The 22139-nt window shown below is 68.2% G+C and carries 16 protein-coding genes and 1 pseudogene (1 of these 17 cut by a window edge); 5 read left to right on the top strand and 12 right to left on the bottom strand.

What is annotated here, in order from left to right; all coding sequences use genetic code 11:
* From ACYQML_RS00265 to ACYQML_RS00245, 5 genes are all read right to left on the bottom strand, one after another.
* Window positions 1-1295 carry the 5' portion of a DUF4167 domain-containing protein gene (locus ACYQML_RS00265; RefSeq protein ID WP_461234363.1) on the bottom strand. 40 nt of this gene lie to the left of the window's left edge, so only the first 1295 of its 1335 coding nucleotides appear in the window; the start codon lies at window positions 1293-1295; its stop codon lies off the left edge, out of view.
* A 429-nt stretch (window positions 1296-1724) separates the two neighbouring features.
* A complete protein-coding gene (gene prmC / locus ACYQML_RS00260) occupies window positions 1725-2630 on the bottom strand; it encodes a peptide chain release factor N(5)-glutamine methyltransferase (protein WP_461235632.1) in 906 nt (301 codons plus the stop codon).
* Window positions 2631-2656: 26 nt separating this feature from the next.
* Window positions 2657-3742, bottom strand: coding sequence for a peptide chain release factor 1 (prfA, locus tag ACYQML_RS00255; protein WP_018042072.1), 1086 nt, complete (start codon window positions 3740-3742; stop codon window positions 2657-2659).
* An 88-nt stretch (window positions 3743-3830) separates the two neighbouring features.
* On the bottom strand, window positions 3831-6095 hold the full coding sequence (gene ptsP / locus ACYQML_RS00250; protein WP_461234362.1) for a phosphoenolpyruvate--protein phosphotransferase: 2265 nt from the start codon (window positions 6093-6095) through the stop codon (window positions 3831-3833).
* Between the two features lie 72 nt (window positions 6096-6167).
* The gene (locus ACYQML_RS00245) at window positions 6168-7403 is read right to left on the bottom strand and encodes an aspartate kinase (RefSeq protein ID WP_207413138.1); all 1236 of its coding nucleotides are present in this window, start codon (window positions 7401-7403) and stop codon (window positions 6168-6170) included.
* 186 nt (window positions 7404-7589) lie between these two features.
* Here ACYQML_RS00245 and ubiG point away from each other — a divergent pair, with 186 nt between their 5' ends.
* Together ubiG and ACYQML_RS00235 are read left to right on the top strand one after the other, a co-directional pair.
* Entirely contained in the window at window positions 7590-8336 is a 747-nt protein-coding gene (gene ubiG, locus ACYQML_RS00240; RefSeq protein WP_056429009.1) for a bifunctional 2-polyprenyl-6-hydroxyphenol methylase/3-demethylubiquinol 3-O-methyltransferase UbiG, read from the top strand.
* A 104-nt stretch (window positions 8337-8440) separates the two neighbouring features.
* On the top strand, window positions 8441-9415 hold the full coding sequence (locus ACYQML_RS00235; protein ID WP_461234361.1) for an NADPH:quinone oxidoreductase family protein: 975 nt from the start codon (window positions 8441-8443) through the stop codon (window positions 9413-9415).
* Window positions 9416-9647: 232 nt separating this feature from the next.
* Here the strand turns inward: ACYQML_RS00235 and ACYQML_RS00230 are convergent, their stop codons facing one another.
* From ACYQML_RS00230 to ACYQML_RS00220, 3 genes are all read right to left on the bottom strand, one after another.
* Window positions 9648-12998 carry an error-prone DNA polymerase gene (locus ACYQML_RS00230; protein WP_461235631.1) on the bottom strand — a complete coding sequence of 1117 codons (3351 nt, stop codon included), beginning with the start codon at window positions 12996-12998 and terminating at the stop codon, window positions 9648-9650.
* A 244-nt stretch (window positions 12999-13242) separates the two neighbouring features.
* Window positions 13243-14826, bottom strand: a complete 1584-nt coding sequence (locus ACYQML_RS00225) for a Y-family DNA polymerase (protein WP_461234360.1) — start codon at window positions 14824-14826, stop codon at window positions 13243-13245.
* Window positions 14753-15463 (bottom strand): ImuA family protein, encoded by a 711-nt coding sequence (locus ACYQML_RS00220; RefSeq protein WP_461234359.1) that lies wholly within the window; start codon window positions 15461-15463, stop codon window positions 14753-14755. Before ACYQML_RS00220 ends, ACYQML_RS00225 begins: the two co-directional genes overlap by 74 nt.
* A 321-nt stretch (window positions 15464-15784) precedes the next feature.
* Here ACYQML_RS00220 and ACYQML_RS00215 point away from each other — a divergent pair, with 321 nt between their 5' ends.
* Window positions 15785-16798 (top strand): collagen-like protein, encoded by a 1014-nt coding sequence (locus ACYQML_RS00215; protein WP_461234358.1) that lies wholly within the window; start codon window positions 15785-15787, stop codon window positions 16796-16798.
* On the opposite strand, the gene ACYQML_RS00210 is transcribed toward ACYQML_RS00215, so the two are convergent.
* The 3 genes and pseudogenes from ACYQML_RS00210 to ACYQML_RS00200 all read right to left on the bottom strand — a co-directional run bounded on the left by ACYQML_RS00210 (window position 16793) and on the right by ACYQML_RS00200 (window position 19195).
* Complete coding sequence (locus ACYQML_RS00210) at window positions 16793-18028, bottom strand: TIGR03862 family flavoprotein (RefSeq protein ID WP_461234357.1); 1236 nt, start codon at window positions 18026-18028, stop codon at window positions 16793-16795. The genes ACYQML_RS00215 and ACYQML_RS00210 overlap by 6 nt on opposite strands.
* Before the next feature lie 58 nt (window positions 18029-18086).
* Window positions 18087-18851, bottom strand: a pseudogene (locus ACYQML_RS00205) (ComF family protein).
* 116 nt (window positions 18852-18967) lie between these two features.
* Window positions 18968-19195, bottom strand: coding sequence for a hypothetical protein (locus ACYQML_RS00200; RefSeq protein ID WP_461234356.1), 228 nt, complete (start codon window positions 19193-19195; stop codon window positions 18968-18970).
* A gap of 100 nt (window positions 19196-19295) precedes the next feature.
* On the opposite strand from ACYQML_RS00200, the gene ACYQML_RS00195 reads away from it, so the two are divergent.
* Window positions 19296-20192 (top strand): methyltransferase domain-containing protein, encoded by an 897-nt coding sequence (locus tag ACYQML_RS00195; protein ID WP_461234355.1) that lies wholly within the window; start codon window positions 19296-19298, stop codon window positions 20190-20192.
* Between the two features lie 10 nt (window positions 20193-20202).
* Window positions 20203-20562 carry a DUF427 domain-containing protein gene (locus ACYQML_RS00190; RefSeq protein ID WP_461229694.1) on the top strand — a complete coding sequence of 120 codons (360 nt, stop codon included), beginning with the start codon at window positions 20203-20205 and terminating at the stop codon, window positions 20560-20562.
* 6 nt (window positions 20563-20568) lie between these two features.
* Here the strand turns inward: ACYQML_RS00190 and ACYQML_RS00185 are convergent, their stop codons facing one another.
* Entirely contained in the window at window positions 20569-22113 is a 1545-nt protein-coding gene (locus ACYQML_RS00185) for a DUF6880 family protein (protein ID WP_461234354.1), read from the bottom strand.
* Between the last annotated feature and the right edge of the window lie 26 nt (window positions 22114-22139).

Raw genomic sequence — 22139 nt, 5'->3', positions numbered from 1 at the left:
CCGCCCTCTGAGCCTTCCGGTCCCTCGAAGCGAGGACGACGGCGACGACGTGGCTTCGGTGCTGCCGGAGCTGAATCGTCCTTCGTCACCTCTCCGGCGAGATCGCGTTTCGGCTCCGCTTCGCCAGCGGGTTCGACAAAGCGTTCTGCCACTGGTGCAGCGGCCGGACGAGGAGCTGCCGTCAGGAAAGCCGGCAAGGCACTGACATCGTCTTCAGCGCGAAGATCGGGTTCCTCGCGGCGGCGGGAACGGCGCGGAGCCGTCTCCGAACGCCGGCTGTCACTGCGCGAGGATTCCGGGCGCGGGCTCTCCTGGCGCTGGTTTTCCTGACGCGGTGAATCCTGCCTCACAGGCTCGTTTCGAAGCGCAGGCTCCTGTCGAGGATTGTCCTGGCGATAGGCCTCCTGCCGGGGAGCTTCCTGGCGAGACACGTCCTGAGACACCTGGTCCGGCTTCGGCGCGGTGTCGTTGCCCTGGAACTCGCTGCGCTGGCTCTCGTAGCGGGAGCTGTCGTTGCGGTTCTGAGCGCGGTTGAAGTCCGTGCGCGGCTGATCCTGGCGGCCGTAATCCTGCCGCGGCTGCTCGTGCCGGGGATTGTCCTGCCTCGGATTATCCTGCCGGGCATTCTCGCCACGGAAGGAATCCTGCCGGTTATACTCCTGGCGGCCACCGTCGCTACGGTGTCCCTCATAGCGCGAACCGTCTTGGCGCGAACCGTCTTGTCGGTTCCCGTCCTGCCGGCCGCCTTCCTGGCGCTGACCGTCCCGATTGTTCTCGAAACGTTGGGGGCGGTCGTTACGATTCTGGAAACGGTCGCGCCGCGGGCTTCGCTGGTCGGACTGGGAATCCTGGCGGTGATCGGGGCGGGAATCTTGCCGGGAATCCTGCCGCGAGTCTTGGCGTGGCGCTTCGTAGGACTGAGGCTGCGGCTGCTGCGCCGGATCGCCGTATTCCTCGCCGTAGCTGTTGCCGTAACCGTTGGCGGCATAGCCCTGGCTCGTGCCCTGGCCCTCGTCTTCGCCATCCTCGTCGTCATCGTAGCCATTGCGGGCGTAACCGCCATTCTGCTGGCGGTTCTGCTCCTGGGCACCGGAGATGATGCGGAAATAATGCTCGCCGTGCTGGAAGTAATTCTCGGCCGCCACCGGATCGCCGCTCGCTTGCGCATCACGCGCCAGCTGGGCGTATTTGTCCGCGATGTGCTGAGCCGTCCCGCGGATTTTTACATCCGGCCCGTTGGACTCGTAGGAACGCGTCAGCGGATTGGGACCTTTGGGGCGGTTGCGACCGCGCATCCGTCTATTCTGGTTTGGTCTCATCGGTCTCGATTGACCCTCGTTCAAATCGGAGCGTCTGATGATGCGGCGGGGCTACGAGCGAAGGAGAATGAACCCGCTCGGGCTCTTTCCTGTCCTCGTAAGATCCGGTCGATGGTTCCGCGATCGATTGTGCCGTGCTCGCCGTATGTCCGGCCAACCGATTCCCACGCTCGCATCTCGGCGTCGATCGGATGTCTGGAACTCAGTTCATCAAGCTTCCACACGGAATCTCGTGCGTATCGGCTCGATGGTGGGGAGATCGTCTAAAAACATCGCGTGCTAGACGCCGCCGACATTTCTACCTCAATCCGCCTTAACGGACCGTTCGCGACCTGACTGTGACATTAGCGGCTCCCCAAGCCCACAACAAGCTTTTTTTCCGAGCCTTCTCGCGGTTTCCGGTGGTCAAAGGCCCGATAATATGACGACGCGGGCGTGACCGGCCAGATCGTTCCGGATCGAACCTTGCGCGAAGCCCGCCTCATGGCCGATCCGGACGACGTCCTCCGCCTGATCGTAACCGACCTCGAACACCAGGCCCCCATCCCGCGCGAGCAGGCGCCGGCCATCCGCCGCCCCGCTCACCTCCGCGGTGATCTTCCTGTAGGCGGACAAGCCATCTTCCCCGCCATCGAGGGCGCTAATAGGATCATGGCAGCGAACTTCGCGGGAGAGCATCGGAATGGTGGCGCTCGGGATGTAGGGCGGGTTGGAGAGAATGACGTCGAACGGCTTGCCGAGAGCGGAGCACCAATCGCCGGCAAGGAAAGCGGCACGCCGTCCCGCACCGTTCATCCGGGCGTTGCTACGGGCGCAACCGAGCGCTTCGTGCGAGCGGTCGACACCCACGCCGAATGCCTGTGTCCATTCGCTCAAGAGCGCAATGAGGATGCAGCCGGATCCGGTTCCGAGATCCAGGAGGCGTAGGGGCCGGTCGCGGGTGGCATGAAGCGACAGTGCGGCTTCCACCATCGTCTCGGTATCGGGCCTGGGAACCAGGGTCGCGGCGTTCAGGATGAAGGGAAGACCCCAGAACTCCCACTCGCCGAGGATGCGGGCGACGGGCTCACCCGCGAGGCGCCGTTGCATCGCCTCGCCGAGCCGCTTGGCGCCCTGCTCGCCCAGAGTCTCCGCGCCGGAAAGGACGAGCTCGGTCTGAGTGATGCCAAGGACATGGAGGAGAAGGAATCGGGCATCGCTGGCCCCGCCATCGATCCCGGCCTCGCGGAAAGCCGCCGTGATCCGGCTAAGCGCCTGCGAGCGAGACAGCCATGGGTCGATGCCTGTTCTATCCGCCCCGCCCCCGGTCACGCGAGAGTCACTCAGACCATCTTCCGTCACGCCATGCCTTCGGCGGCCATGAGTTCGGCCTGGTGCTCGGTGATGAGGGCATCCACGAGTTCGTCCAGCGCTTCACCCGCGAGAACCTCTTCCAGTTTGTAGAGGGTGAGGTTGATGCGGTGGTCGGTGACCCGCGCCTGTGGGAAATTGTAGGTGCGGATACGCTCCGAGCGATCTCCCGAACCGACCTGCGACTTGCGGTCTGCTGCGCGAACGGCGTCTTTTGCCGTCCGTTCGGCATCGTAGAGCTTGGCCCGCAGGAGCGACATGGCGCGCGCGCGGTTCTTGTGCTGCGAGCGCTCTTCCTGGACGAAGATGACGATGCCGCTCGGCATATGGGTGATTCGGATCGCCGATTCCGTCTTGTTGACGTGCTGGCCGCCGGCACCCTGGGAGCGCATCGTGTCGATCTTCAGATCGGCATCGTTGACGACGATATCGACCTCCTCGGCCTCGGGCAGGACCGCTACGGTGGCGGCGGAGGTGTGAATGCGTCCCTGGGCCTCGGTATCGGGCACACGCTGGACCCGGTGGGCTCCGCTCTCGAATTTCAGCTTGGCGAAGACGCCCTTGCCCTTCACCTCGGCGATGACTTCGCGATAGCCGCCGACCGTGCCTTCGCTCTCGGAGATGACATCGACCTTCCAGCCCTTCAGATCCGCGTATTTCGCGTACATCCGGAACAGATCGCCGGCGAAGAGCGCGGCTTCGTCGCCACCGGTCCCGGCACGGATTTCGAGAATGGCGCTCTTCTCGTCGGCGGCGTCCTTGGGCAGCAGGATGACCTGGAGCGCCTTGTGTGCCGCCTCGAGCCCGGCTTCCGCATCGGGCTTTTCGGCGGCGGCGAGCGCACGCATCTCGGCATCGCCCCCCGGCTCGTCGATGAGGGCCTCGATTTCGGCGAGGTTCGTCGCGGCTGCGCGGTAAGCATGGATGGCCGCCACCACGCCGTCGAGTTCGGCGAGTTCCCGGGACAGCTGGACGAAGCTGTCGGAATCGGCCGAACCTGCGCTGAGCGTGGCGGTGACGATGTCATGCCGCGTCAGAATGGCGTCGAGACGGTCTGAAGGAATTGGGGTCATCGCCCGGAGGATACTCTCAACTGTGGAAAGGGAATGTCGAACGGACGTGCGAGAAGCTCAGCTGCCGGCGTAAGCGCCGTCACGCTCGCTAGATAGGCACGCCGTGGGCCTTGGCGAAGGCCGTTAGGACCGGCCGCAGGGAAGCGCTGTCGCTGGAACGCTCCATCTCGGCATCGATCACCGCCGCCACGGCCGACGCGTCGATTCCAAGAACCATGGCCTTCACCGGGCCGATGGCGGCGGGCGACATCGACAGGTTGCGGAAGCCGAGGCCGATCAGGGCCATCGCCTCCAAGGGCTTGCCGCCGATCTCGCCGCAGATGGTGACGGGGCAGCCGGCGGCAGCCGCCCGCTCGGCGATGAGGCGGAACGCACGCAGGGCCGGCACGCTGAGCGTGTCGAACCGGTCGGCGACGCGGCGGTTTTCGCGGTCCACCGCGAAGAGGAACTGCATCAGGTCGTTCGAGCCCACCGACAGGAAGTCGGCGACTTTGGCGATCTCGTCGATCTGGAAGAGGAGTGAGGGCACCTCGACCATCACGCCGAGGCGGCAATCGCTCGGAAGGATATGGCCGTGGCGGCGCAGATGCGCCTTCTCCCGGTCGACGATGGCCTTGGCGCGGACGAACTCGTCCACCGTCGCCACCATCGGAAACATGATCTTGAGAGGCCGGCCGGACGCCGCCCGCAGCAGCGCGCGCAACTGCACCCGCAACAGGGCGGGGCGGTCGAGGCCGATGCGGATGGCGCGCCAGCCGAGAGCCGGGTTTTCCTCCTCGAGGGCCGGCATGTAGGGCAGGATCTTGTCGCCGCCGATATCCAGGGTACGGATCGTCACGGGCAGGTCGCCGGTGGCGGCGAACACCGCCTCGTAGAGCGATTGCTGCTCGGCGGCCGAGGGCATCCGCTGCGCCACCATGAACTGCAATTCCGTGCGGAACAGGCCGATGCCCTCCGCGCCGGTCTCATGGAGATGGGTGAGGTCGACCAGCAGTCCGGCATTCAGCTGCAGGCCGATGGCGACCCCGTCCCTGGTGACGGCGGGGAGGTCGCGGAGCGCCCGGTACTGTTCCTGACGGCGCGCGCGCAGGCGGACCTGCTCGGCATAAGCCGCCTCGATCTCCGGGCCGGGGCGGACCTGGATCTCGCCGGTGACACCATCGACGATGATGGCGTCGCCCGCATCGCAGAGGGCCGTGGCATTGGCGATCTCGCCCACCGCCGGGATGCCGAGCGCCCGTGCGACGATGGCGATATGGCTCGTCGGGCCACCTTCCTCCAGCACCACGCCGCGCAGGGAGGCGCGATCGTAGTCGAGGAGGGCGGCCGGCCCCATGGAGCGGGCGACGAGAATCGCGTTTTCGGGAAGCTCGCGATGCGTGCCGTTGCTCTCCGTTCCGATCAACGTGCGCAGAAGACGGTTGGCGAGATCGTCGAGGTCGTGCAGGCGGTCGCGCAGATACGGATCGCTCTGACGCATCATCCGGGCGCGGTTGTCCGACTGCACGCGCTCCACGGCGGCTTCCGCGGTGAGGCCGGAATGGACCGCCTCGCGCATCCGGCGCAGCCAGCCCTTGTCGTGCGCGAACATGCGCACCGTCTCCAGCACCTCACGCGATTCGCCGGTGCCGATGCTGTCGCCGCGCTCCACGAGATCGTCGATGGCCGAGCGGACTTCTCCGATGGCCTCCTCCAGGCGCTCGACCTCGCGCTCCAGGTTTTCGGCGATGAGCTGCTTCACGATGATGCGCGGCTCATGCAGCACCACGTGGCCGAGGCCGATGCCATCGGCGAGCGCGACACCGCGCTGGCTCACGGCGCGGCGCGCGGCCGAGCCCGCACCTGGGGCCAGGGATTGCAATTCACCCGAAGCGATCATCTCGGACAGCACCATCGCCGTCGTCTGGAGCGCCTCGATCTCCTCCTCCGAATAGACCCGGTAAGTGAGGTTCTGCACCACGAGGACGCCGAGCGTGTTCCCGGCCCGCAGCAGCGGCACGCCGAGGAAGGCGTGATAGGCCTCTTCCCCGGTCTCTGGGCGATACGAGAAGGACGGATGCGACTGCGCGTCCGAGAGCGAGAGCGGCTCGGCGGTCTTGGCGATAAGGCCGACGAGGCCTTCATCGGCCCGCATCCGGGTCAGGTGGACGGCCGAACGGTTCAGTCCCTCGGTGGCAAACAGTTCGAGGGTGTTGTCATCGCTCAGGACATAGACCGAGCAGACCTCGGCGATGACGTTCGCCGCGATGAGGGTGACGATGCGGTCGAGGCGAGCTTGTGGACTGACCGGCTCCGCCATCGCTTCGCGGAGGCGGCGCAGCAGCAGGCGCGGTCCTCCGGGCGCAGCAGGCATGGTCTCCTCGATCCGAATTCAGTCCCCGGTTCCGCACGCGCAAGTTTCATGCGCGGCGGAGAGGGCAGGCGCTCAAGCCTGATCGAGGCCGTATAGCGAGTGGAGCGTACGCACGGCAAGCTCCGTATAGGCCGCGTCGATCAGGACCGAGAACTTGATCTCCGATGTGGTGATCGCGCGGATGTTGATTCCCTTCTGCGCCAGGGCCCTGAATGCCTTGGCGGCGACACCCGCATGGCTGCGCATGCCAACGCCGATGGCCGAAACCTTGACGACATCGGTGGCGCCCTCGATCTGGGCGAACTCGATGATACCGCTCTGGGCATCGAGAATCGTGCGGGCGCGATCGTAATCGGCCGAGGGCACCGTGAAGGTCATGTCGGTGGTCGACTGGTCGCCGGACACGGTCTGGATGATCATGTCGACGTTGATGTTGGCATCCGCCAGCGGTCCGAAGATCGCGGCCGCGATCCCGGGGCTGTCCTTGACGCGGCGAAGGGTGATCTGCGCCTCGTCCTTCGAGAAGGCGATCCCGGTGATGATCTGCTGTTCCACGATGTCGTCCTCGTCGCAGATGAGGGTGCCTGTGCGGGCGTTGTCGGGTGGGTCGAAGCTGGAGCGCACCGTGGTCGGCACGCGATGGACCATGGCGAGCTCGACGGAGCGGACCTGAAGCACCTTGGCCCCGAGAGAGGCCATCTCCAGCATCTCTTCGAAGGTCACGCGCTCCATGCGCTTGGCCTTCTGCACCACGCGCGGGTCGGTGGTGTAGACGCCGTCGACGTCGGTATAGATGTCGCAGCGCTCCGCGCCGATGGCGGCGGCGATGGCGACCGCGCTGGTATCCGAGCCGCCCCGGCCGAGCGTCGTCACGCGGCCGGTCTCGGTATGGATGCCCTGGAAGCCGGCGATCACGGCGACTTCGCCGCGTTGGAAGCCGGCCTCGAGATTCTTGGGGTCGATGGCGGTGATACGGGCCGAGCCGTGGGCGTCCGAGGTCTCGATCGGGATCTGCCAGCCCTGCCAGGACCGGGCCTTGATCCCGTTCTTCTGAAGCGCCGCGGCGAGGAGACCAGCGGTGACGAGCTCGCCCGATGCGACGATGGCGTCGTATTCCGCCTCGTCGTAGAGCGGGTTGGCGTCCTTGACCCAGGCCACGAGTTCGTTGGTCTTGCCGGACATGGCCGAGACCACGACGGCGACGTCGTAGCCGGCCTCGATCTCGCGCGCCACGTGGAGCGCCACGTTGCGGATACGGTCCACGGTCGCCACCGATGTGCCGCCGAACTTCATCACCAAACGGGGCATGTCGGGTCCGCGTCGATCCATTCCAGGCTGGCCGCCCGCTGCGGGCACGACGCCGGCGGCAATCGCCGCAGTCGTGTCCCGCCGCTATACCGGCCGGTGCCTGGGCGGGTACAAGGGCCCTTCGGACGTGTCAACAATCGGGCATGCGGGCGGGATGGCCCGCATCCGAGTCGGAAGGTCAGGCGAATGAATCCAGCGGCACCCTCTTCCATCGACGCCGAGGAAGTCGCGCGCTTCGAAGGGATCGCCGCGACCTGGTGGGCCGAGGACGGGCCGATGAAGGTGCTTCACCGCTTCAACCCCGTGCGCCTCGCCTATATCCGCGACGCGATCTGCAGAACCTTCGGCCGAGACCCGCGCGCGCCCTATCCGCTGAAGGGGCTGACCATCGTCGATGTCGGCTGCGGCGGCGGCGTCCTGTCCGAGCCCCTGGCGCGGCTCGGCGCCAGCGTCACCGGGCTCGATCCGGCCCCCACCAACATCGCCGTGGCGCGATCCCATGCGGAGGCCGAGGGCGTGGCGGTGGATTACCGCTCGCAGACCATCGAAGAAGTGGTGGCGGCGGGCGAGCTTTTCGACGTCGTCCTGATCATGGAGGTGGTGGAGCACGTGGTCGACATGCCGGCCTTCGTCGCGAGTGCCTGCCAGGCGGTGAAACCGGGCGGTCTCCTGTTCGCCGCCACCCTCAACCGCACGATGCGCTCCTTCGCGCTGGCCATCGTCGGAGCGGAATACGTTCTCGGCTGGCTGCCGCGCGGAACCCATGACTGGAACAAGTTCGTGAAGCCGGAGGAATTGTCCCGCGCCATCGCGCGCGGCGGCCTCGCCGTCACCGATACGACCGGCGTCGTGTTCAATCCCCTCGACGGGAGTTGGCGACCGGCCCGCGACACGGCAGTGAACTACATGGTCGCGGCAGCGCGTCCGGCCTGAACCGGGCTCTACGAGCGCCGCTGACGACGAACGCTTGCGCTGCTGCCGCCAATCGGTGCAAGCGCGCTCAAGCAAAAGGCGCTGCGGCTCAAGGGAGGATCGGCATGAAGGCTTTGCTCTGCACCAGGCTCGGCGGCCCCGAGGATCTCGCGATCGCCGACTTGCCGGATCCAATGCCCGGACCCGGCGAGGCCGTGGTGCGGGTGACGCTGGCGGCGCTCAACTTCTTCGATACGCTCATTATCGCAGGGCGCTACCAAGTGAAGCCCGATCTGCCGTTCTCGCCCGGCGGCGAAGCGGTCGGTATCATCGAGGCCCTGGGGCAGGGCGTCGAGGGGTTCGGGGTCGGGGATCGGGTCATCGTCCACCGTACCTGCGGCACCTGCGCCGAGCGCATCGCGGTGGGCACCCGGCATCTCACTGCCGTCCCCGATGCGGTGAGCGACGAGCAGGCCGCCGGCCTCACCATCACCTACGGCACCTCGCTCCACGCCCTGCGGGATCGCGCGCGGCTCCAGCCCGGCGAGACCTTGGCGGTCCTCGGTGCCTCGGGCGGCGTCGGTCTCGCTGCGGTGGAGCTCGGCGTGATCATGGGGGCCAAGGTAATCGCCTGCGCCTCCTCGCCTGAGAAACTCGCGGTGGCGCAGGCGCACGGCGCCGAGATGAGCCTCGATTACAGCGCGGACAATCTGCGCGAGGGGTTGAAGAAGCTCACCGAGGGACGGGGCGTCGACGTGATCTACGATCCGATCGGCGGCGAATACGCCGAGCCTGCGCTACGCTCGCTCGGCTGGAAGGGACGCTACCTCGTCGTCGGATTCGCGGCCGGCGATATCCCACGCATCCCCCTGAACCTCGCCCTCCTGAAGGGCATCGATATCCAGGGCGTGCATTGGGGCGTGTTCGTGGAGCGCGAGCCCGAGGCTCACCGGGCGAACCAGGAGCAATTGTTGGCCTGGGTGGCGGAAGGACGGCTTAAGGCCAAGATCCACGGCACCTATCCGATGAGCGAGTACGAGAACGCGCTCGGCATCCTCAAGCGCCGCGAGGCCGTGGGCAAGGTCCTGCTGCGGCCCTGAGGGGGCAAGCCCTCCTCCCCAGCGGATCTCGTGCCTGCTCAAGATCCGTCGAGCTTGTGGGGAGGAGTTGGAGGTGGGGGTGGTGGGGTGACCCTCAGCTTACGGAGGCTGGCGGAGCCACCCCCACTCCTGACCTCTTCCCACAGGGGGGAGAGGGACGCGCTCTGCCTGCAAAAGCAGATGGGTGAATCCGGTAGCCTCGTGGGCGGGGAGAGGGGATGCGCACCGCCCCTCAATGGAAATCCCGGCTGCGGTAGACGCGCCGGTCGGGCGGCGCCCCGAAATCCGTGGTTTCCGGTGGGAGGGGGAGGCCGCCCTCCCGCAGGGTCCGCAATTCCTCTGTCAGGTCGCGAAACTGCTCGGCCAGGAGATGAACCACCAGCCCTGAGCGCTGGATGCGGCCGCGCACGGCAAGGAAGCGCGCGCTCATGGCGATGCGCCGGTTGGCGTCGAACACCTTCTTCCAGACGATGACGTTGCAGATGCCGGTCTCGTCCTCCAGCGTCAGGAACACCACGCCCTTGGCGGTGCCGGGGCGCTGCCGGGTGAGGACGAGGCCCGCCACCGTGACGCGGGCATTCTGCGCCCATGAAGGGTCGTGGTGGGCCGCCGCAGGGATCGCGCCGATGCGGGCGAGGCGCGCCCGGAAAAACGCTACCGGATGGCCTTTGAGCGAGAGGCCGGTGGAGACGTAATCCTCCGCCACATGCTCGGAGAGCGCCATGGCGGGCAGCTCCACCGCGGGCTCGGCCCGGAACAGGCCATCATCGGCATGGAAGGCGAAAAGCGGCATCGGCGCATCGAGGAGATGGGTGCGCCGGTCGGTGGGGACGCCCCGCCCGGCGCTGGCCCGCATCGACGTTCCTTCCAGCGCCCGCACCGCCCAGAGCGCGGCGCGGCGGTCGAGGTCGAGGGAGCGGAAGGCATCCGCTTCCGCCAGGCGCTCGAGGGCGTTGCGGGGCAGCGTCAGGGCGGCCTGGAGGCCCTCGACGCTGGCATAGCCGTTGCCGCGCAGGGCCACGAGCCGGGCCATGGCGGCTTTCGGCAGGCCGCTCACCTGCCGCAGGCCGATGCGGACGGCGAAGCGGCGCTCCGGCCCACGCTGCTCCGAGGCCGGTTCCAGGGTGCAGTCCCATTCGCTGGCATTGACGTCGGGCCCGCGCACCTCGACCCCATGGGCGCGGGCATCCCGCACCAGCTGGGCCGGCTGGTAGAATCCCATGGGCTGCGAATTCAGGATCGCGGCGAGGAAAACGTCCGGGTGCCGGCATTTCATCCAGGCCGAGGCGTAGACCAGCAGGGCGAAGCTCGCCGCGTGGCTCTCGGGAAAGCCATAAGTTGAGAATCCCTCGATCTGCTTGAAGCAGCGCTCGGCGAAATCGCGCGGATAGCCGCGCCCGACCATGCCCTCGATGAACTTGGTCCTGAAATTCACGATCAGCCCGTTGTGCCGGAAGGTCGCCATGGCCCGGCGCAAGCCGTCGGCTTCAGACGGCGTGAATCCGGCCGCCGTGATCGCGATCTGCATGGCGTGTTCCTGGAACAGCGGCACGCCGAAGGTCCGCTTCAACACCTGCTCGAGTTCGTCCTTCCGTCCATGCTCGGGAGAGGGGGATGGGAAGACCACTTCCTCCTCCCCAGAGCGCCGGCGCAGGTAGGGATGGACCATGTCGCCCTGGATCGGGCCGGGGCGCACGATGGCGACCTGCACCACCAGATCGTAGAATTCCTTCGGCTTCAGGCGCGGCAGCATCGACATCTGCGCCCGGCTCTCAACCTGGAACACGCCGACGGAATCGGCCTTCGAGAGCATCGCGTAGACGTCCGGCTGCTCCGGCGGGATGTCGGCCAGAGTCTCGTAGGCGACGCCGAAATCCTCGCGCAGGAAGTCGAGGCCGCGTTTGAGACAGGTCAGCATGCCGAGCGCCAGCACGTCGACCTTGAGAAGGCCGATCGTGTCGATGTCGTCCTTGTCCCATTCGATGAAGGTGCGGTCCGGCATCGCCGCATTGCCGATCGGCACGGTCTCGTCGAGACGCCCCCGCGTCAGCACGAAGCCGCCCACATGCTGGGACAGGTGGCGCGGGAAGCCGATGAGCTGGATCGCGAGGTCCACCGCCTGCCGGATCGCCGGGTTGGCGGGGTCGAGCCCGGCTTGCGCGATATGCTGGTCGGGCAGACCGTCGCCCCATGAGCCCCATACCGTGTCGGCCATCATGCCGGTGATGTCGGGGGTGAGGCCCAGCACCTTGCCGACCTCGCGGATCGCGCTGCGGGGCCGGTAATGGATCACCGTCGCGCAGATGGCCGCGCGCTCCCGCCCGTAGCGATCGTAGAGGTGCTGGATCACCTCCTCACGGCGCTCATGCTCGAAATCGACGTCGATATCGGGCGGTTCGTCGCGGCTTTCGGAAATGAAGCGGGCGAAGAGCAGCCGGATCTTGGTCGGGTCCACCGAGGTGATGCCGAGGCAGTAGCAGACCACGGAATTGGCCGCCGAGCCGCGGCCCTGGCACAGGATTCCCCGGTTCCGGGCGAATGCGACGATGTCGTGGATGGTGAGGAAGTAGCGGGCGTAATCGAGCTGGCGGATCAGGTCGAATTCGTGGGCGAGGGCCGTCTCCACCATCTCGGGAATGCCATCCGGATAGCGCAGCCGGGCCCGTTGCCGGGTCATGTATTCGAGATGCCCCTGGGCCGTCCTGCCGGGGGGGACGGTCTCGTCGGGATACTCGTATTTCAGCTCCTCCAGCGAGAACTCGCAGGCTTGCGCGATCTCGACACTGCGCGCGATCGCCTCCGGGTGGTCCGCGAAGAGCCGGGCCATCTCCTCCGGTGGCTTCAGATGGCGCTCGGCATTGGCTTCCAGCCGGTAGCCGGCCTCGACCAGGGTGCAGCCCTCGCGGATGCAGGTGGCGACATCCTGCAGGGGGCGCCGGTCGGGATGGTGGTAGAGCGCATCCGAGACCGCCACCATCGGCGCGCCGAGGCGTTTCCCGAACCCGGCCAGCCGGCCGAGGCGGCGGCGCTCGTCGCCACGGTAGCGGTGGCTGACACCGAGGAAGACGCGGCCCGGCGCCGCCTCCGCCAGATCGGCGAGGTGACGGGCGAAGGCCTCGTCCGCCATGTCCGGCGGCGAGCCGTCTTCCGAAGGCAGAAAATCCTCGGGAGGCAGAAAATCCTCCGGAGAAATGGCGATGAAGATCTGGCCCCTTGCTGCCGCGAGCACCTCCGCGATGCCGAACCGGCATTCGCCCTTCTCCGAACGGCGGTTGCCATCCGTGAGCAACCGGCAGAGCCGGCCATAGGCATCCCGGTCCATCGGGTAGGCGACCGCCTCAAAACCTTCCTCGGTGATGAGACGGACGCCCGGCAGATACCGGACCGTCGCTTCGCCCGCCTTCTTCCGGCGCTTGGCCTCGGCATGGCCGCGCACCACGCCCGACAGCGTATTGCGGTCGGCGATGCCGATGGCGTGAAACCCGAGTTCGGCACCCTGCGCCACCATTTCCTGCGGATGCGAGGCTCCGCGCAGGAACGAGAAATTCGTGGTGACCGCGAGTTCCGCATAGGGCGGGGTCATGCGCAGAAAGATGGGCCGTTCGCGCAATCCCCTCTCCCCGCGAGCGGGGAGAGGGCCGCGACGACCCCGTTGTCGGCGCGGCGAGGCGGCAGCCGAGGGTGAGGGGGCGCGTCCGAAGGAGCCTCATCCGAAGAGTCCCCCTCACCCTCGCTCCGGCTTCGCCTCCGCTCATCGCAGACACGGCAAGGTGCCTGCGATCCTCTCCCCGCCCGGCGGGGAGAGGGGAGGGCGCTCATCTCGGCTCTCACGCGAACAATCCCTGCACGAACCAGCGTGCGGCCTGCTGCGCCGTGTGGAAGCCTTCCCGGTAGACCCAGAGCCTCCGGCCAGATTCGTCCTCGACCACGTAATAGTCCCGGGCTGGTGCGGGGGCGTGCCACCAGGCGTCGGCGATGCGCTCCGGTCCTTCGGCATGGGCGATTCGGTGCAGACGTCGGCGCCAGCGGAAACGCTGGGGCGGCCCGTCGGGGGCCAGCGAGAACACCTCGTCGGCTATTTCGCTGCGAGGGAAGAGGACGAGGGGACGGGACGGCACGGGGCCGCCCAGGCGCGCATTCCCCCGCCCGGCCCAGTCGAGGGCCACATGGTTCACCCGCCACGGTTCCAGGGCGTCGGCGCGTTCGGGGATATGGCTCGCTCGTGGGCTCACCCTTATCACCCTGGCCCTGATGCGCTGGCGCAGGGCATCGGCGAGGCGGGCGGTTCCGTTGCCTTCCGCGCGTCGATCGAGGCCCGTATCAGCGAGGGAGTCCTGGCGCGCTTCCAGCCGGCCGATGCCGGTCACGTCGAGCCGCACGGTCTCGAAGCCGAAACCGGCATCGAGGGCCGGGCCGAGCCGGTCGAGGCGCAGGTCCAGCAGCCGACCGATCTGGATGGGGCACAGGGTCGGTTCCGACAGGCCGAGATCGAGGGTCTTCTCGATGCCGTCGACCCGATGCAGGCTCAAGCGCAGGGATTGCGCGCCCATGCCCGATGCGGCGAGACGGGGGGCGATCTCCCGCATCAGCCGGATGGCAGTGGCGACGATGCCGGCCTGATGTCCGATCGGGTCCAGGAAGCCCTGGCTCGCGCCGAAGGCGGCAGGCTCGGCCAGGGAGACCAGCGGTTCGGGCCTCCTTCCCAATGCCTGATCGAGGCGCAGGAGCAGGGTCTCGCCGAAGCGTCGGGCGAGGGGAGGGCGGGGCGCGTCGGCCAACGCTCCGATCCGGCGCAGGCCGAGGCGACGCAGCGAGTCCGAGATGGACGACTCGATCCGCAATGCGGCGACGGAAAGCTCGCGCAGGGACGGTGCATTGTCTCCGGGCGGCACGATGACGGGCCTTGCCGAACCGCCGTGGCGGGCATGGGCGAAAGCGCAGGCGGGCGTGTCGGCCAGGGCCAGCCGGGCGGGAATCGCATTGGCCGACAGGCGACCGGAAAGGTCGGCCATCAGGCCTTCCTCTCCGCCGAACAGATGGCTCGCCCCCTCCACGTCGAGGAAGAAGCCGGCAGCACCCTCTGCCGGTCCGAACGGCGCCACCACGGGCGTGTATCGACGGGCCCAGAGGCAGAGCCGCGCGAGGGCGGCGGCATCGGCCTCCGGGTCGGCGGGGTGGACGGCGATGCCGGGGCCGATCCTCGCTCGGGCTCGCGCCAGGGGCTCTCCTGGGCGCAGGCCCAGGGCCCAGGCAGCGGCATCCACTGCCGTGATGCGCAGGCCCCCCGGGCCGATGGCGGCCACGACGGAGGGCGCGGCCGCTTCTGGCGCCGCGTGTTCAAGCCGTGTTCGAGCGCGCCTGAGGCGCGTCAGCGGCCACTGCTCCAGCCAGACCGAAACGATGCGCGGCATGATCCCACTCCAGAAGCCAATCCCCGGTCCGTCCGTTGCGGCAGCGGTCGAGCCGCGCCCGCCAGCAGGGCCGCTCGATGCAGCCGAAGCGGTCCCGCAGAGCCGCCCCCGACCCGATCCGCCAGCGGGTCGCGGCCATGTTCGGGTTTTCCGCCTGCGGCGGCCGCAGGACGAGGAGGAGGCGGGAGGCCGCCTCGCCCGCCAGATGCAGCCGACGGCTCTGTTTCAGCGACAGGCCGGCATCCACCAGCCCCGCCACTGCCCTCAGGCCCTGAGACCGCAGGGCTTCCTCCACGGCGCGGTAGGCATCCGCGTCGTTCTCCACCTCCAGGATCAGCAGGCGGCCCGGATCGAGGCCGAGCCCGGCGAGACCATGGCCGTAGGGCGTCGGATGGCCCTTGCCGATGACGAGGAGCGCCTCTCCCTCCACCCGCGCCAGGTGACGCGCCACGAGGGCGAGGGTGAAGCCCAGGGCCGCCGCCTCGTCGCCTTCGGCTTCCGGCGCGATCTCGTGCGGTTGCCCGAGGGTGAGGCCGTTGCCGGGAAGCCCCGAATCGATATGGGCGATTCCCAGGGGCAACGACTCGACGCGGAGGGCGTCGGAATGTCCTCCCCCGTGATCGCGCAGGGCGGCCATCGCAACCCTCCGGCGCCGCGCGAACTCGTCCGTGTTCGTCTCGCCCTCATCGCGCATTGTCCGTTGAGCCAAAGCCATCCTGTCCGCACCGTCGCCGGACGATAAGAACAAAACAAGAACACACTCAACAGGTTTCAGGGATCTGAAAAATTTCCCAACGCAAACAGTCGTTTCCCCTGTGGACGACTGTGGATGAGTGTGGACGGGCGAGAATCGGAAGGGCGTTCGAGCCCTTCGTTGTGGACTTGACCCCATGGCCGGACCCGGCATTGTCCCTCCGCCGTGCCGGACCCCCGGCGCATCAGCCGGGAGAGAATGCCCATGCGCCTCGACCAAGCCGCCCAGTGCCAGGCCCTTCATCGCCCGACCGGAAACAGCCAGAAGGCCGGTTCCCTGTTCGGTAAATCGCTGATCGGCCTGATGTTGCTCGTGGGCTCCTTCTCCGGGGCCGCCTTCGCGCAGACGCCAGGCCAGGTCAGTCCCGGCCAGCCGGGCCGTGGGATGAGCGCCGCCCCGGCGACCGATGCCGCAGCGGCTCCGGGGCCCAGGGCCAGGACCAGGCGGGTCGTGACGCCGTCGCAGCCGATCCAGGTTTACGATGCGCGGATCGAGGGGGGAGACCTGCGGATCTCAGGCAGCGTGCGCAAGGCCGGCACCGTCGTCATTCTCGACGAAGACATCTCGGTGATGGCCGATTCGCGCGGGCGTTTCCTGTTCCGCCTTCCCTACCGACCGGCTACCTGCGTCGCGGCGCTGAAGGCCGGTGAGGACGAGAGGGAGGCGGTGGTGGCCAATTGCGCGCCCACGGGCGAGCCCGGCCCCAAGGGCGATGCGGGCCCCGCAGGTGAAACCGGGCCGCAGGGCATGGCAGGGCTTGTCGGACCGCAGGGGATTGCGGGCCCCGCGGGCGAGGCCGGGCCGAAAGGGGAGACGGGACCGAAGGGCGAGGCTGGGCTCAAGGGAGAGACTGGTCCCCAGGGACCGATCGGTCCCAAGGGCGATGTTGGTCCCAAGGGCGATGTTGGTCCCAAGGGTGAGGTTGGGCCAAAAGGCGATGTCGGCCCCAAGGGGGAAACGGGTCCCAGGGGGCCTGCCGGCTCTCAGGGCGAGCCGGGGGCGGCTGGCATCACGGCCAGCGCCGCCAACTCTAGCCTTCGTCCCGTCCGTAACGAGACGTGTTCGACAAGCGGCTGCGAGTTGAGCTGTGCCAGTGGCGAGGCCTTCGTCTCGGCCTATTGCCTGTCCTCGGGTAGCCCGTCCTTCGCCAATGGCGGCGCCAGCGCGTCCTGCCCGTCCGATGCCAAGGGCATGGTCGGGTTCTGCACGCGGTTATAGGCCCGCGCCGGCTTCCTCGAGCCAGTCCATCATCCCGGCGGCTGCCGCGCGACCGCTGGAAAAGGCCCCCTGCAGCAGGTAGCCGCCGGTGGGGGCTTCCCAATCCAGCATCTCGCCGGCGACGAAGACCCCCGGCCGCGCTTTCAGCATGAAGCGGTGATCGACGGCCTCGAAGGCGACGCCCCCCGCCGTGGAGATCGCCCGGTCGATCGGACGGGGAGCGAGCAGGCGCAAGGGAGCCGCCTTGATCAAGGCCGTGAGATCGCCCGCCGCAGACGGAAGGGCGCGACCGGCGGCCTCGCGCAGCAATCCTGCCGCCACGGGGTCGATCCCCGCATCCTTGCGCAGACGCGTGGCGAGGGACGCCCCCGGCTTGTACGTCGCGAGGCGTCGCATCAGCGCATCTTCGCTGAGGTCCGGCCGCAGATCGAGGACGAGACGGGCCTCGCCGCGCTCCTCGATCGCGTCGCGGATGAGGCGTGAGAGGGCATAGACTGCTCCGCCCTCGATCCCGTCCGTGGTGATCATGGCCTCGCCGCGCACGGTCTCGTCGCCGAGCCTGAGCACGACGCGCTTCAGAGGGGTCCCGGCGAAGCGTTCGCGGAACACGTCCGACCACGGCACGCCGAAGCCGACATTGGCGGGTTTGAGCGGCGAGACGGCGATGCCTGCCCCGGTGAGAAGCGGGACCCAGGTCCCATCCGAGCCGAGCCGTGGCCAGCTCGCTCCGCCAAGCGCCATCAGGGTCACCTGGGGGGCCACCGTGACGCGCCCGTCCGGGGTCTCGAAAGCCAGGCTTCCATCCGCCTCCCAGCCGAGGAAGCGATGACGGGTGAGGATACGGACGCTCATGGCATCGAGCCGCCCCAGCCATGCTCGCAGGAGCGGGGAGGCCTTGAAGCTCTTCGGGAATACACGCCCACTCGACCCGACGAAGGTCGGCTGGCCGAGCCCCTCGCACCAGTCCCGCAAGGCTTGCGGAGGAAACGCGTCGACCGCCTTCGCGAAGGACGTATGCGCCGGGTGGTAGCGGCGGTGGAACGCCTCCAGCGGCTCGCTATGCGTGAGGTTGAGGCCGCCCCGCCCGGCGATGAGGAACTTGCGCCCCACCGAGGGCATCCGCTCGTAGATCGTGACGCGGTGACCGGCCTCGGCCAGAAACTCGGCGGCCGCCAGCCCGGCCGGGCCTCCGCCGATCACCGCGATGTCTCGTGACGTCAATCCTGTCATGGACGTTGGGAGGCCGTGGTGGAGCCCGGCTGTCAAGGGCGGAGGTCGGTTTGTTGGCTCAGCCTGCCTCGGCGGCGACCAAGGCGAAGGTGAGGACATCCACCGAAGCCGCTCCTCCCCGCAAGAGCACCCGCGATGCGGCATTGGCGGTGGAGCCGGTGGTGGTGACATCGTCGATGAGCAGAACCCTTCGCCCCTGGAGCCTGGGCTTTGCCGATGCGGGGACCCGGAACGCGCCCTGGAGATTCGTCGCCCGCGCCGCGCGGCTGAGCCCGACCTGCGAGCGCGTCGCCTTCACCCGGGCGAGCAGCGAGGTCTCGCAGGGCAGGGAGGCGATGCGGCCGATGCCGCGTGCGAGGAGGGCGGCCTGATTGAAGCGACGGCGCCACAGCCGGGTCCAGTGCAGCGGCACGGGAATGAGGCAATCGGCCTCCCTCAGCAATTCGGCGCCCGCCGATGCCATCATCCGCGCCATGGGGGCGGCGAGATCGAGCCGGTCCTCGTATTTCAGGCGGTGGACGAGATCGCGCGCCACATCGTCGTAGAGCGCGACGGCCCTGGCCCGCCCGAAGACGGGGGGATCGGCGATGGCGCGCGGGGACAAGAGAGGGCCGAGCCCCAGATCGACGGGAAACGGCGTGCCCAGGCGCGGGCAATAGGGCTGTTCGATGAGGCGCAGGCTCGATCAGCAGCGGGGGCACAAAGCATGCGGATCGGCGGTGGCGGCACCGCAGCCGGCACAGGTCGGCGGGTAGATCAGGCCGAGGGCACCCGCCGAGATCGAACGGACACCCCGCCGGAGAAGCTGAGCGGCGGACACCATGCCCTTTGCTTAGGTCCGGTTCGTCGCTTCGCGAAGACCTTACGCAGAGAAAACCTTGCACAGGGAAAACCTTACGCAAGATTGTCCCGGCGAAGCGACGTCCGGAAAGCGGCGCCCTACTGTACCGCGGGCTGCTGGCCCTGATTCTGCTGCTTGTCCTTCTTGTTGGCCCTGTGGTGTCCGATGGCGCAGCCGGCTGCCGCCCCCATCTTGCCGTGTCCGGCCATATGGCCGGCGACGCCGCCCACGAGCGCGCCCTTGATGCAGCCCTTGGCTTCGGCGGCCCCACTCAGCGAGAGGGCCGCGAGGGTGGACAAGGCGATTCCCGTCAGAAGTCGAATCATGAATCCGGTCTCCGGTTTCCGTTATGATGCGCTAACCTCCCGCCGCTCTGCCCCGTTCCGGCTGGCAGGATCACGTTTTCGCGCCAGCTATAGGAGCGAGATGACCAGCCCACCGCCACTCTTCGATACGGCCCTTGCCCGTCTCCGCCTCCTGCGCGCCACCCGTGCGGGCTATGCCGATTTCCTGCTGGCGCGACTCGCCGAGGATCTCGACGATCGTCTCGCTGCGGTGCTGCGCCCCTTTCCCGAGGCGCTCGACCTCGGGACGCCGAGTTCCGCCCCCGCCCGCCATCTTCTGCGCTCCGGCCGCGTCGGCGCCGTCACCCGTGTGGCGCCACTGGCAGAGGCCGGCGATGGTCTCGCCGTCGCGGTCGGCGATCCGGAGGCGCTGCCGCTGGCGGCGTCCCGTTTCGATCTCGCCCTGTCGCTGCTGGCCCTGCAGCACGTCAACGATCTGCCGGGTGCGCTGGCCCAGCTGCGGCGGGTGTTGAAGCCCGACGGGCTGTTCATCGGCTGTCTCCTCGGCGGTCGTACCCTCACCGAGTTGCGCCAGTCCTTCGGGCAGGCCGAGGCCGAGATCGAAGGCGGAATCAGCCCGCGCGTGGCGCCCTTCGCCGAGGTGCGCGAGATGGGCAGCCTGCTCCAACGCGCCGGCTTCGCCCTGCCGGTGACGGATGTCGACACGATCACCGTGCGCTACGCCGATCCCTTCGCCCTGATGCGCGACCTGCGCGCCATGGGCCTCACCAACGTGCTCATCGAGCGCCGCCGCACGCCCCTGCGCCGCGACACCCTCATGCGGATGGCCGCGATCTATGCCGAGCGCTTCGCCGATTCCGACGGGCGCCTGAGGGCGACGTTCGAGATCCTGTGGCTCTCCGGCTGGGCGCCGCATGAGAGCCAGCAGAAGCCGCTCAAGCCCGGCAGCGCCAAGTCCCGTCTCGCCGACGCCCTGGGCGTTCCCGAGATCACGCCCGGCACAACCAGCGATTCCTGAGGAGACGATGATGAAACAGCCCGGCCCGGACCATCCCATCACCATCGAGACGAGCCCTCTGCGCGTCCGCGTCATCTTAGACGGAACCGTGATCGCGGAATCGGGAGCTGCCCTCGTCCTCCACGAGGCGAGCTACGGGCCGGTCTATTACCTGCCCCGCGCCGATGCGCGCTGGGAGCATTTCACCCGCTCGGCGCGCAGGAGCCACTGCCCCTACAAGGGCGAGGCCAGCTACTACACGCTAACGGTCGGCGACACGGTTCGGGCCGACGCGGTCTGGAGCTACGAGACTCCGTTTCCCGCCGTCGCCGAAATCAAGGATCATCTCGCCTTCTATCCGGACAGGGTCGACGCCATCGAGGTGGGCTGAGTTCCGTCACACGCGGGATTGACCAGCCTTCTCCCAGAAGGCCGATTTCCGCCCGTGCGCCTTGCGTAACGCGTCCCGATAGGCGGCGTGGTCCGGCGTGAGGTCGCCCGGTTCGAGGCGCTGCGCCAGGGCATCGAGGGCCAGGAGGTGGCGTGCGCCGTAACCGTAGGCGCTGGAGCGGCCCTTGCTCAGCATGTCGTCGATCATGCAGCGGTAGAGCAGGCTCGCCGCCTTCGGGCTCGCCTCTTCCAGAGCCTCCGCCGCGGGAGCGAGGATCTCATAGCGGTTGCCATCCCATGTTCCGGCCTTGTCGATGACGAGGCGCGCAGCACGGTCGCGCTTTGGCCAATGCACGAGGAAATGCAGGGCGCGGTAGGGGTCGTCGTGAGAGGCCGCATGGTCGAAGGCACGCTCCAGCGCCTCTTCGTCCTCGAAATCGGGAAGCTTGGCGACGTAGTCGCGCAGCATCTCCCGGTCGAGATGGGCTTCGAAACAGGCCCAGCGCTTTGCCTGGGCCTCGTCCCTGCGGCCGAGCGCGTCGAGGATGCGGATTTCGAGGGAGGCTCGCTCACGCTGGGGCGCGTCCGGGTCGAAGCTTCCGGTGAGCATCTGCTCGCGGGTGACGACGACGATTCCGCGCTTCTGCCGCCGTCCGATCCAGTCGAGCGCCTCGGCGGCGCGGTTCGCCGAGAGAAGACGCTCCGCCACGGCCATCGTGTTGGGATGATCGGGGGAGATCGCCTGCTCCAGGGCGATAAAAGCCTCGACGTCGCCGCGCCGGTCGGCCAGGGCCTGCCGCATCCGCAGCAGGCGCATGCGCTCCATCTTCCGGTCCCAGCCCTGCGTGCTCATGGTTGCCGAACGAGCCGCCGGCTTGCCCGATCCCTTCGGTTCCGGCGGCGTCGCCGATGCGAGGGCCGCATCGACCGGCGCCAAGGCCGTATCCGGCAGGCCCTCCACCACCGTGAGCAGCAGGGCATCGAGGATGCCGAACCCGTCCGTCTCGAGGAGAGGCACCAGTTTCACCGCCAATCGGGCGGCGTCCGCCGGCGGAAGCCGAAGCGCCAGATCGGCGGCGGCATGCGTCGCCCGTTCGTAGACGCCCACCACCTGACCGCTGGAATCGTCAACGCGCTCGAGCACGCCCTGCGCCCCGCCGAGGAAACGGATCAACCGGTTGAGGGCGGCGTCCACGTCGAGGGGAGCCAGTTCCGAGACGATGGTGGAGATCGTGGCGTCGAGATCGGCGGCGAAGGCGCGCCGATTCTGCCAGTCGATGTAACCGTGGGCCCGTTCGAGGGCGGTCAACCGTCTGTCGATCAGGGCGGCGACGGCATCGGGTCCCTGCAATCCGGCGATCGCCGCGGTGACGAGCTTCTTGAAGGCGGGGTTACGCGCGGTCTCGTCGAGGACGAGGCCGATCAATCGGTCGAGCCCCAGCGGCGCCAAAGTCTCGGGCGACGGCGTGGTCTTGCGCGTGACGCGCTTCGGCTTCTCCGCCGCGACCGCGCTCGGCTTGGGGGCCGTCTTTACCGCTGCCTTGCGCGCCATGCTTTCCGTCTCCCGCCTCCGACGGA

This window comes from Methylobacterium sp. CM6244, from assembly GCF_054817885.1.
Note: the sequence above shows the minus strand (reverse complement) of the source record. Positions and strands in the feature narration are given on the sequence as shown.